The following is an 11,617-nucleotide window of genomic DNA, read 5'->3' as shown; positions in this document are numbered from 1 at the left end:
CCTCCGGGCCTCCCGGCCTCCGGGCCTCCGGGCCTCCGGGCCTCCGGGCCTCCGGGCCTCCGGGCCTCCGGGCCTCCGGGCCTCCGGGCCTCCGGGCCTCCGGGCCTCCGGGCCTCCGGGCCTCCGGGCCTCCCGGCCTCCCGGCCTCCCGGCCTCCCGGCCTCCCGGCCTCCCGGCCTCCCGGCCTCCCGGCCTCCGGGCCTCTGGGCCTCTGGACCCGGCCGCCCCGGACCCCGAGGTGCCCGGCCCCCTGGCACCCGGCCCCGGACCCTGGGCCCATTGGCTCCTACCCCCCGGGCACCCGGACCCCGCCTCCTGGCTCGCGACCCCGGCCCCCCAGGCCCCGGGCCCCGGCCCTGGTCAGGGCCGTCCGTGCTGGGGCCGGGCGCTCGTGTGGTCGCCCGCCACTCCCTACGGTGGCGGGGTGGGCGCGGGTGCGCGGGTGCATCGGCGCATCGGCGGGCCGGCGGGGCGGCGAGGCGGAGGAACCTCCGGCGTTTCGGCGGCCCTGCAGGGCGCCCCCGGGCGTGTCGGCAAGGTGGGCAGGCTGCGCGGTGCATCGGCCCTACGGCGGGCCAGGCGTCCCAGGTGTGTCGGTGTCGTGCGGTGCGCGGCTACTCGCCCGGGCGTACGAGGCCGGTTTCGTAGGCGTAGACGATGGCCTGGGCGCGGTCGCGGAGGCCGAGTTTCATCAGGACGCGCCCCACGTGGGTCTTGACCGTCTGCTCCGCCAGCACGAGCTTGTCGGCGATCTCCTGGTTGGACAGCGCCTGGGCGATGAGCGTGAGGACCTCGGTCTCGCGGTCGGTGAGCTCGCCGAGGCGGCTGTCGGCGGGGGAGGAGGCGCGGGGGCGGGGCAGTTTGGCGAACTCGTGGATGAGCCGCCGGGTGATCGCCGGGGCGATGAGGGCGTCGCCGGCGGCGACGATGCGCACGGCTTCGGCGAGCTGGGCGGCGGAGGCGTCCTTGAGGAGGAACCCGCTGGCCCCGGCCCGCAGCGCCTCGTAGACGTAGTCGTCGAGGTCGAACGTCGTTAGGATGAGCACCTTGGACCGCGCGCCGGAGGCCAGCAGGCGGCGGGTGGCCTCCAGGCCGTCCATGACGGGCATGCGCACGTCCATGAGCACCACGTCGGGGGCCAGCTCGGCGGCGCGCTCGATCGCCTCGCGGCCGTCGGCGGCCTCGCCCACGACCTGGATGTCCGGTTGCGCGCTCAGGAACACGGTGAACCCCGTGCGCACCATGCCCTGGTCGTCGGCGATCAGCACCCGGATCACCCGGCCCCCCGTTCGTCGATCGGCAGTGTCGCGGTCACCTGGAAACCTCCCACGGGCACCGGGCCGGCGGCGAGCGTGCCGCCGAGCAGGGCGGCCCGTTCGCGCATGCCGACGAGGCCCTGCCCGGCGCCGGGCTCGCCGGCGGGGGAGGAGCCGGGCCCGTTGGTGACGTGCAGCCGCAGCCCGGTGTCGTCGCGGCCGATGTCGAGCATGACGGTGGCGCCGGGGGCGTGGCGCATGGCGTTGCTGAGCGACTCCTGGATGATCCGGTAGGCCGACAGGCCCACCGCCGGCGGCAGCCCGTCGACCGATTCGGGCCGTTTGACCAGCACGGACAGCCCGGTGGCGCGGGCGTTGGCGACGAGCTCGTCGATGCGGTCGAGGCCGGGCTGGGGCGCGGTGTCGGTGCGGCCCTCCTGGTCGCGCAGCACGCCGAGCACCTGGCGCAGCTGGGCGATCGCCTCCAGGGACAGGCCGCGGATCTCGGCCAGGCCGGCTTCCAGCTGGGCCGGATCGCCCGCCGCCCGCAGCGGCACGGCCTCGGCCTGGATGGCGATCACCGACATGTGGTGCGCGACGACGTCGTGCAGCTCGCGGGCGATGCGGGCGCGCTCCTCCAGCACGGCCTGGGCGCCCTCGGCCTCCTGGGTGCGCCGCTCCTCGGCGAGCAGCCGGGCGGTGGCGTTGCGTCGCACCCGCACGTTGTAGCCGAACAGGACGGCGATCGTCACCATGGTGAGCGCGATGGCCACCGAGTCGGGATGGAAGAGCCAGGTCGCCAGCGCGGTCAGCGCCCAGACCGCGACCGTGATCCGCCGGTCGCAGCGCACCGCCACCGCGTAGGTCACCAGCAGGTAGCAGATGATCGCCGGCGCCGTGTAGGGCAGCGTGTCGTCGGAGGGACGCTCGCGCATCCAGATCGTGAGGGGGATCAGCCCGGCGGCGATCCGCCAGGCGACCAGCGGGTGGCGTCCGCGCAGCGCCAGGGGCAGGGAGAAGGCGAAGGCCGCCACGTACGGCAGGAACTGGCCCAGGGCGCCGCCCCCGCGCAGGCCCGCCCGCTCGGAGGCCGTGGTGACGAAGAAGAGGGCGGCCAGCGCCAGATCGCCGGCCTGCACGAGGTCGATCCGGCGGAACGGCAGCAGGCCGAGCCAGCGCGGCACGCGCACGGTGAGGCGGCGGGGCGGCGGCGGGTCGGCGTCGCCCCGATAGAGCGCGAGCCTGAGCGGCTCCAGCACTGCCGAGAACACCCCCGAAGCCTACGAGCCGCGAGGTCCTGGCCGCGTCGGACCAAGGGTTGATCCGCCCTCACCCTCAGGTATGGCTTACAACATTACGATCGCTGTGAGCGAACATCGGCAGAGAAGGGAACAACGATGGGCTCCAATGAATTGAGTCGATGTAACTCAACCCTTTGGAGTTCGCATGAGTGAGAGCTTGATCCTCCCGGTCCTGCCGCTGGACGACGAGGTCGTCCTGCCGGGCATGGTGGTTCCGCTGGACCTGTCCGACTCCGAGGTGCGCTCCGCCATAGACGCGGCACAGGCATCCGGTGGCAACAAGCCACGGGTCCTGCTCGTTCCCCGGATCGACGGCCGTTACGGCGCCGTGGGCGTACAGGCCGTGGTCGAGCAGGTCGGGAGGCTGCCGGGCGGCGAGCCCGCCGCCGTCGTCCGCGGTGTCAACCGGGTGCGGGTGGGCACCGGCACGACCGGCCCCGGCGCTGCGCTGTGGGTCGAGGCCATCACGATCGACACGGTCGCCGCCGGCGAGCGCGCCCAGGAGCTGGCCAAGGAGTACAAGGCCCTGGCCACCACGATCCTGCAGAAGCGCGGCGCCTGGCAGGTCGTCGACCAGGTCAACCAGATCGACGACCCGTCGGTGCTGGCCGACAGCTCCGGCTACACGCCCTGGCTGACCACCGCCCAGAAGGTCGAGCTGCTGGAGGCGGCCGACCCCGCCGACCGGCTGGCCAAGCTCGTCGAGTGGTCCCGCGAGCACCTCGCCGAGCTGGACGTGGCCGAGACGATCCGCAAGGACGTCCAGGAGGGCATGGAGAAGCAGCAGCGCGAGTTCCTGCTGCGCCAGCAGCTCGCCGCCGTCCGCAAGGAGCTCAAGGAGCTCAACGGCGACTCGGCCGAGACCGAGGAGGAGGACTACCGCGCCCGCGTCGAGGCCGCCGACCTGCCGCAGAAGGTGCGCGAGGCCGCGCTCAAGGAGGTCGACAAGCTGGAGCGGACCTCCGAGCAGTCCCCGGAGACCGGCTGGATCCGCACCTGGCTCGACACCGTCCTCGACATCCCGTGGAACGAGCGCACCGAGGACAACTACGACATCACCGGCGCCCGCGCCGTGCTGGACGCCGACCACACCGGCCTGGCCGACGTCAAGGATCGCATCATCGAGCACCTGGCCGTGCGCAAGCGCCGTCAGGACAAGGGGCTCGGCGTCGTGAGCGGCCGCCGCAGCGGCGCCGTCCTCGCCCTGTCGGGCCCGCCCGGGGTCGGCAAGACCTCGCTCGGCGAGTCCGTGGCCCGCGCGATGGGCCGCAAGTTCGTCCGCGTGGCGCTCGGTGGCGTCCGTGACGAGGCGGAGATCCGCGGCCACCGGCGCACGTACGTCGGCGCGCTGCCCGGCCGCATCGTCCGCGCGATCCGCGAGGCCGGCTCGATGAACCCGGTCGTCCTGCTCGACGAGATCGACAAGGTCGGCGCCGACTACCGGGGCGACCCCACGGCCGCGCTGCTGGAGGTGCTCGACCCGGCGCAGAACCACACGTTCCGCGACCACTACCTGGAGGTCGAGCTCGACCTGAGCGACGTGCTGTTCCTGGCCACGGCCAACGTCCTGGAGGCGATCCCCGGGCCGCTGCTCGACCGCATGGAGGTCGTCACGCTCGACGGCTACACCGAGGACGAGAAGGTCGCGATCGCCCGCGACCACCTGCTGCCCCGCCAGCTCGACCTGGCCGGCCTGACCGCCGACGAGGTCACCGTCCAGGACGACGCGCTGCGCAGGCTCGCCGCCGAGTACACCCGCGAGGCCGGCGTCCGCTCCCTGGAGCGCTCGGTCGCCCGCATCCTGCGCAAGGTCGCGGCCAACGACGAGCTGCCCGTCACGGTCGGCGCCGACGACCTGGTCGGCTACCTGGGACGGCCCCGGTTCGTGCCGGAGTCGTCGCTGCCGGAGGCCACCCAGCGCACCTCGGTGCCCGGCGTCGCCACGGGCCTGGCCGTCACCGGCGCGGGCGGCGACGTCCTGTACGTGGAGGCGTCGCTGGCCGACCCCGAGACCGGCGAGACTGGCCTCACGCTGACCGGCCAGCTCGGCGACGTGATGAAGGAGTCGGCCCGCATCGCGATGTCCTACCTGCGCTCCCACGGCGCGGAGCTGGAGCTGCCGGTCACCGCGCTGAAGGACCGGTCGGTGCACGTCCACTTCCCGGCGGGCGCCGTGCCCAAGGACGGCCCCTCCGCGGGCGTGACGCTGACGACCGCGCTGGCCTCGCTGCTGTCGGGCCGCCTGGTCCGCGGCGACGTGGCCATGACCGGTGAGATCTCGCTGACCGGGCGGGTCCTGCCGATCGGCGGCGTCAAGCAGAAGCTGCTCGCGGCGCACCGGGCGGGCATCACGACCGTCCTGATCCCGGCCCGCAACGAGCCGGACCTGGACGACGTGCCCCAGGAGGTGCGCGACGAGCTCACCATCCACGCGGTGAGCGACGTGCGCGAGGTCCTCGACATCGCCCTCGCCCCGGCCCAGGTCGCCACCACGGTCGCGGCCTGACGCCCGACCGCCCCCCGCCCCGCCGTGTCTGGACACGGCGGGGCGTCGGCATTTCGTACGGCGGGGTGTCGGGAATAGATGGATAAATCATCCCGCCGTTTGACTGAATGATTCGTGCATGCTTGCCTGACCTCATGCTGTACGACACGCCCGCGTTGGAGCCGGAGGACAAGGCCGTCCTCCAAGAGGTCGAGGAGATGCGGCGGGATCTCAAGTACCGGCTCGCCGAGACCCACCGCTGGGACGGCCAGCTCCGCCGCCAGCTCCAGGCCAGAGCCATTCAGGGGTCCAACTCCATCGAGGGCTACCGGGCCAGCGTGGAGGACATCGAGTCCATCATGGAGGGGGAGGAGCCGCTGGAGGCGTCCGCCTCGGTCACCCGGGAGATCGCCGGCTACCAGCAGGCGCTCACCTACATCCAGCACCTGTCACGGGCCCCGAAGTTCCGCTACGACGCGGGCTTGCTCAACGCGCTCAACTTCATGATGATCGGGCATCACCGCGACAAGGGGCCGGGGGTGGTGCGACCCGGCGGCATCTACATCCGCAACTCGGAGACGGGTGAGGTGGTCTACGAAGGGCCTGACGCCGAATTGGTGCCTGGCCTGCTGGGTGAGCTGGTCCATTGGCTCAATGAGGGCGATCTGGATGCTCCCAGCTATGTCCGGGCAGCCATGGCGCACCTCAATCTGGTGAAGATCCACCCGTGGCGGGACGGCAACGGGCGGATGTCGAGGGCGCTGCAGACGCTCGTCCTCGGACGGGACCGGATCACCACCCCGGAGTTCTCGTCAATCGAGGAATGGCTGGGGCAACACCGGGCCACACTGGACTACTACGACGTTCTCGGTGAGGTCGGTGGGCGCCGATGGGGCCCGCACGGCGACACCCTGCCCTGGGTGCGGTTCTGTCTGCGGGCTCATCACATGCAGGCGCAGCGGGTCGGGCAGCGGCTGGCGCAGGCGGGGGAGATCTGGATGCTCCTCGAGGAAGAGGTGGACCGTGAAGGGCTCAACGTCCGTTGCGTGGCCGCCCTCTACGAAGTGTTCGTGAACCGGAGGGTCCGCCGCAGCCGTTATCAGGCGGATGAGGGGCTGAGTCAGGGGCAGGCGGCGCGGGATCTGCGGGATCTGGCCGCGCGCAAGTGGTTGCAGCCGTACGGGGAGACGAAGGGGCGCTTCTACGAGCCGGGCCCTCGGATGCTGGCGATCAGGGCGGAGTTCGCCGGGCGGGTGCGGCCGTTGCGGGACCCGTACCGGTAGGTGATGCAGATCACCCGGCAAGTCCGGAATACCGGGCGGCACGCAGGCCGTTGACCACGGCGTGAACGAGGCATACGCGGACCGCCGGAGCGCCATGGGCCCCCGGTGTTGTCGCATGTGCACGGGGCGAATGCGTACCCCCCGCACCCGCTGACGATCCGCCGTCTCCTCGAAGGTCACCATGATCACTCCGCACTTCGTGCTGCGCAGGCTGAGCCACCTGCCGTACCACCCCGGCACCGCGTAGCCCCCACCTTTCGCGTACCGACGTTTGTTCGTTCCAGATCTGTGGGGAATTGTTGTGATTCAGGCTTCCGGCCTGCGCAAGTCGTACGGCGGCACCGTCGCGCTGGACGGCGTCGACCTGCACGTGCGCCAGGGTGAGATCTACGGCGTGGTGGGCCAGAGCGGCGCGGGCAAGAGCACGCTGCTGCGCTGCGTCAACCTGCTCGAACGCCCTGACGCGGGCACCGTCACGGTCGACGGGCAGGAGCTGACCGCGCTGAGCGGCAAGGAGCTGAATTTGGCCCGCCGCCGCATCGGCATGATCCACCAGCATTTCGCGCTGCTGTCCTCGCGCACCGTCGCGGGGAACGTGGCCTTCCCCCTGGAGGTCATGGGCGTCCCGGCGGCCGAGCGCCGCCGCCGCGTCGGCGAGCTGCTGGAGCTGGTCGGGCTCGGCGGGCGTGGCGGCGACCGGCCGAACCAGCTCTCCGGCGGGCAGAAGCAGCGCGTGGGCATCGCCCGCGCGCTGGCCGGCAACCCGTCGGTGCTGCTGTCGGACGAGGCCACGTCCGCGCTGGACCCGGCCACCACGCAGTCGATCCTGGCCCTGCTCAAGCGGCTCAACACCGAGCTCGGCCTGACGATCCTGCTCATCACCCACGAGATGGACGTGATCAAGAGCGTCTGCGACTCGGCCGCCATCATGGCCGGAGGCCGGGTCGAGGAGTCCGGCGCCATCGCGGACCTGATCAGGACGCCCGGGTCGCGGCTGACCCGGGAGATCTTCCCGCTGCCCGAGCCCGCGCCCGCGGGGTCGGTCACGCTCACCTTCACCGGCGACCCGCGCCAGCCGGTGGTGTCGGAGGTCGTGCGGAAGTTCGACGTGGACCTGAGCATCCTGGGCGGCTCCATCGAGGAGCTGACGGCCGGCCCGGTCGGCCGCCTGCGCGTCGCCCTCACGGGCGACGAGGCCGCCCCCGCGCTGGACTACCTGCGCGAGCGCGGCCTGCTGGTGGAGACGGCGTGAGCACGGGCGTCAGTACGCGTGCGAGTGCGCGGAGGGGGAAGCGATGACCTGGGACGAGATGGTTCCGCTGCTGGGCGAGGCCACCTGGCAGACGGCGCTGATGGTGGCCTGGTCGACGCTGTTCACGGTGCTGCTCGGGCTGCCGCTCGGGGTGGCGCTGGTGGTGTTCGACCGGGGCGGGCTGCGGCCGATGCCGGTGCTCAAGTCGGCGCTCGGCATGGTCGTGAACGTCGGGCGGTCGCTGCCGTTCATCGTGCTGATGATCGCCATCATCCCGTTCACCCGGCTGGTCGTGGGCACCACGATCGGCACGGCGGCGGTGGTCGTGCCGCTCACGGTGGGCGCGGTGCCGTTCTTCGCCCGGCTGGTCGAGACGGCGCTGCGCGAGGTCGACCGGGACGTGGTGCAGGCCGCGCAGGCGATGGGCGCCGGGCGGACCACGATCGTGCGCAAGGTGCTGCTGCCGGAGGCGCTGCCGGGGATCGTCGCGGGCGTGACCGTGACCGTGGTGGCGCTCATCGGCTACACGGCCATGGCGGGCACGATCGGCGGCGGCGGCCTGGGCGACCTGGCGGTGCGCTACGGATACATGCGCTTCGAGACCGAAATCATGATCGCGACGGTGGTGGTGCTCGTCGTGATCGTGCAGATCATGCAAAGCCTGGGCGATCTCGTCGCTCGGCGTCTTTCACATAAATAAAGGAAAAATCATGAAAATTCGTAGCATCGTAGGCGCGGCCGCCCTCTCCCTGTTGCTCACCGCATGCGGCTCGACACAGTCCGCCACCACGGACGCCGGCGCGGCCAGTCCGGCCGAGTCGGCCGACACCGTGCTGAAGGTGGGCGCCAGCCCCGTCCCGCACGGCGAGATCCTGGCCTACGTGAAGGACAACCTGGCCCCGGCCGCCGGCCTGAAGCTGGAGATCGTCGAGTTCACCGACTACGTCCAGCCGAACATCCAGCTCAGCGAGGGCCAGCTGGCCGCCAACTTCTTCCAGCACAAGCCGTACCTGGACGACTTCAACGCCTCCAAGGGCACCGAGCTGAGCTTCGTCACCCCCGTGCACCTGGAGCCGCTCGGCCTGTACTCGAAGAAGGCGACGGACCTGGCCGCGCTGCCCTCCGGCGCCACGGTCGCCGTGCCGAACGACGCCACCAACCTGGGCCGCGCGCTCAAGCTGCTGGCCGACAACGGCACGATCACCCTCAAGGAGGGCGCCGGCACCGCCGCCACCGAGCGCGACGTCACCGGCAACCCGAAGAACCTGCAGTTCAAGCCGCTGGAGGCGGCGCAGCTCCCGCGCTCGCTCGACGACGTGGACGCGGCGGTCATCAACGGCAACTACGCGATCGAGGCCGGGCTCAAGCCCGCCACCGAGGCCCTGGTGCTGGAGAAGACCGAGGGGAACCCGTACGTGAACGGCCTGGTCGTGGCCAAGGGCCACGAGAAGGACGCGAGCATCGTCACGCTCGGCAAGCTCCTCCAGGACCAGAAGGTCAAGGACTTCATCGCGCAGAAGTACCAGGGCTCGGTCATCGCGGCCGGCTGAAGAACGACCGGCTGAGAAATCCGGCTGAAACGAAATTGCTGGACCGTTTCAAGCCGGATGAAAGCCGCGGGCAATGGGGGCGGCGTACGAATACGGGGACAGAAGAACTCACCTCTCCCGAGGAGTCCCCGAATGCGATTCGTCAGCCGGATCCTGATCGGCGTCGCCGCCGCCACCGCGGTCGCGATCGCCGCCCCCGCCGCGGCCTCGGCCACCACGCCGGCCTCCTACGAGGCCGGCTGGGGAGCCTATTTCTCCACCGACCACGACGCCAAGGCCCAGGGCCACGTGAGCGTGGACCAGAAGAAGTACAAGGACTGGTACTGGAAGACGTACTGGGTGAAGAAGCGCGTCTGCTGGAAGGACGCCGACGGCCACAAGAAGTGCAAGTGGGTCACCCAGAAGGTCAAGAAGCACAAGTGGGAGTGGAAGTACGAGGACGTCTTCACCGTGCGCAGCAAGCTCACCAACGACAAGTGGTGGGGCAGGAACAGGTGCGCGTGGGAGGTCTTCAAGGTCGTGACCGGCGAGGGTGACACGTACGTCAAGCGGTTCAAGAACTGCGGCGAGTCCCCGAAGCACTTCTCCTTCTCCGGTACGGACGCCGCCCACATCTACGTGGACGTCAGCCGGGGCCGCGCCTGGGGCCCCACCGGCAAGCACTCGGGCTGGAAGGACGTCTACCACGCCGCGTGACCCACGCCGAGCCGCGGTTCCCGGGAGGGGGGCCGCGGCTCCGCCGTGTCCGGGTCCTGGCGCGGGACGAATCGGCAGAATAGTGTTCGGTCCATGCACCCGGGAGCCATCGCAGCCGTCACCCCCGACAAGCCCGCTGTGATCATGGCGGGCTCCGGAGAGGTCGTCACCTACCGCCGGCTCGACGAGGAGTCGAACCGCCTGGCCCACCTGTTCCGCGCCGCCGGCCTCCAGCCGGGGGACCACGTCGCCTTCATGCTCTCCAACCACCCGCTCTTCCTGGCCGTCGCCTGGGCGGCGCACCGCTCCGGCCTCTACTACACGGCGATCAGCTCGCGGCTGCAGAGCGACGAGCTCGCCTACATCGTCGGCAACTGCGGCGCCCGGGTGTTCATCGCGAGCGCCGACCTGGCCGCCGTCGCCACCTCCGTCACCGACGCCACCCCCGGGGTGGAGCTGCGCCTGATGCTCGACGGCGTCGCCGAGGGCTTCACCTCGTACGAGGAGGCCGTGGCGGCGCACCCGGCCACCCCGATCCCCGACGAGTGCCAGGGCGCCGACATGCTCTACTCCTCGGGCACCACCGGCAGGCCCAAGGGCGTCAAGCCCGCCCTGTCCAAGGCGCCGCTGGCCGAGCCGAACGTGCTGCTCAAGCTCATCGAGGGCCTGTTCGCGCCCACGGCCGACAGCGTCTACCTGTCGCCGGCGCCGCTCTACCACGCAGCGCCGCTGCGCTACTGCATGTCCTTCCAGCGGCTCGGCGCGACCGTCGTCGTCATGGAGCGCTTCGACCCCGAGCAGTACCTGGCCCTGGTGGAGAAGCACCGGGTCACGCACTCGCAGCTCGTGCCGACGATGTTCGTCAAGATGCTCAAGCTGCCCGAGGAGACGCGCAACCGCTACGACCTGTCGTCGCTGACGTGCGCCGTCCACGCCGCCGCGCCCTGCCCGGTCCCGGTCAAGGAGCGGATGATCGAGTGGTGGGGGCCCATCGTGCACGAGTACTACGCGGGCACCGAGGGCAACGGCTTCCTGTACGTGAACGCGCACGACTGGCTGGAGCACCGGGGCACGGTGGGGCGTTCGCTGCTCGGCCCCGTGCACGTGTGCGACGAGGAGGGCGAGGAGCTGCCGCCGGGCGAGCACGGCACGGTCTACTTCGAGAGCGCCGCGTTCGAGTATCACGGCGACCCGGACAAGACCCGTTCCGTGCAGGACCCGAAGGGCAGGGGCTGGACGACCCTCGGCGACATCGGCTACCTGGACGACGACGGGTTCCTCTATCTCACCGACCGCCGCTCGTACATGATCATCTCTGGCGGGGTGAACATCTACCCGCAGGAGGCCGAGAACGTGCTGTGCCTGCACCCGCGCGTCGCCGACGTGGCCGTGCTCGGCGTGCCGGACGAGGAGATGGGCGAGCAGGTCAAGGCCGTGGTCGAGCCGGTGTCGATGGACGAGGCCGGGCCGGAGCTGGAGGCGGAGCTGATCGCGTACTGCCGCGAGCGGCTGGCGCACTACAAGTGCCCCAAGTCGGTCGACTTCCGCGCGGAGCTGCCGAGGCACCCGACGGGGAAGCTGTACAAACGCCTGCTGAAGGACGAGTACCGGGCCCGCTACCAGCAGTGACAGGCGCCTCTCGGGCTCCGGCCGAACCGCGGGCAGCTCCTAGATGATTGATTCCAAGGGGGAGATCAGCTGTTCGGCTGCGGACATGAAGCGAGGGCGTTCAAGATCCGTTTGTGACGACAGAACTGAACACCCTCGCGACAGCACTGTACGTGAAGATCGACG

9 protein-coding genes are annotated in these 11,617 nt (G+C 71.1%); 7 read left to right on the top strand and 2 right to left on the bottom strand.

Annotated elements, in window-relative coordinates; genetic code table 11:
• Nucleotides 1-614: 614 nt before the first annotated feature.
• Nucleotides 615-1,277: a response regulator gene (locus KME80_RS47985; RefSeq protein ID WP_219519048.1), complete on the bottom strand. Its 663-nt coding sequence runs from the start codon at nt 1,275-1,277 to the stop codon at nt 615-617.
• Complete coding sequence (locus KME80_RS53100) at nt 1,274-2,527, bottom strand: sensor histidine kinase (RefSeq protein ID WP_219519046.1); 1,254 nt, start codon at nt 2,525-2,527, stop codon at nt 1,274-1,276. The genes KME80_RS47985 and KME80_RS53100 overlap by 4 nt, the downstream gene beginning before the upstream one ends.
• Before the next feature lie 175 nt (nt 2,528-2,702).
• On the opposite strand from KME80_RS53100, the gene lon reads away from it, so the two are divergent.
• From lon to KME80_RS47945, 7 genes are all read left to right on the top strand, one after another.
• The gene (gene lon / locus KME80_RS47975; protein ID WP_219519044.1) at nt 2,703-5,063 is read left to right on the top strand and encodes an endopeptidase La; all 2,361 of its coding nucleotides are present in this window, start codon (nt 2,703-2,705) and stop codon (nt 5,061-5,063) included.
• Between the two features lie 134 nt (nt 5,064-5,197).
• On the top strand, nt 5,198-6,325 hold the full coding sequence (locus KME80_RS47970) for a Fic family protein (protein WP_219519042.1): 1,128 nt from the start codon (nt 5,198-5,200) through the stop codon (nt 6,323-6,325).
• Nucleotides 6,326-6,626: 301 nt separating this feature from the next.
• Entirely contained in the window at nt 6,627-7,577 is a 951-nt protein-coding gene (locus tag KME80_RS47965; protein WP_219519041.1) for a methionine ABC transporter ATP-binding protein, read from the top strand.
• Nucleotides 7,578-7,620: 43 nt separating this feature from the next.
• On the top strand, nt 7,621-8,277 hold the full coding sequence (locus tag KME80_RS47960) for a methionine ABC transporter permease (protein ID WP_219519039.1): 657 nt from the start codon (nt 7,621-7,623) through the stop codon (nt 8,275-8,277).
• Nucleotides 8,278-8,287: 10 nt separating this feature from the next.
• A complete protein-coding gene (locus KME80_RS47955; protein ID WP_219519036.1) occupies nt 8,288-9,127 on the top strand; it encodes a MetQ/NlpA family ABC transporter substrate-binding protein in 840 nt (279 codons plus the stop codon).
• 132 nt (nt 9,128-9,259) lie between these two features.
• Nucleotides 9,260-9,823, top strand: coding sequence for a hypothetical protein (locus tag KME80_RS47950; protein WP_219519033.1), 564 nt, complete (start codon nt 9,260-9,262; stop codon nt 9,821-9,823).
• A gap of 93 nt (nt 9,824-9,916) precedes the next feature.
• Nucleotides 9,917-11,452 (top strand): AMP-binding protein, encoded by a 1,536-nt coding sequence (locus KME80_RS47945; protein WP_219519030.1) that lies wholly within the window; start codon nt 9,917-9,919, stop codon nt 11,450-11,452.
• Nucleotides 11,453-11,617: the final 165 nt, after the last annotated feature.

This window comes from Nonomuraea ceibae, assembly GCF_019396325.1.
GTDB lineage: Bacteria > Actinomycetota > Actinomycetes > Streptosporangiales > Streptosporangiaceae > Nonomuraea > Nonomuraea ceibae.
This window is presented reverse-complemented; position numbering and strand designations above follow the sequence as displayed.

Coding starts and splice junctions, on each gene's coding strand:
- lon (WP_219519044.1), top strand. CDS start 2,703: ATGAGTGAGAGCTTGATCCTCCCGGTCCTGCCGCTGGACGACGAGGTC.
- KME80_RS47970 (WP_219519042.1), top strand. CDS start 5,198: ATGCTGTACGACACGCCCGCGTTGGAGCCGGAGGACAAGGCCGTCCTC.
- KME80_RS47960 (WP_219519039.1), top strand. CDS start 7,621: ATGACCTGGGACGAGATGGTTCCGCTGCTGGGCGAGGCCACCTGGCAG.
- KME80_RS47955 (WP_219519036.1), top strand. CDS start 8,288: ATGAAAATTCGTAGCATCGTAGGCGCGGCCGCCCTCTCCCTGTTGCTC.
- KME80_RS47950 (WP_219519033.1), top strand. CDS start 9,260: ATGCGATTCGTCAGCCGGATCCTGATCGGCGTCGCCGCCGCCACCGCG.
- KME80_RS47945 (WP_219519030.1), top strand. CDS start 9,917: ATGCACCCGGGAGCCATCGCAGCCGTCACCCCCGACAAGCCCGCTGTG.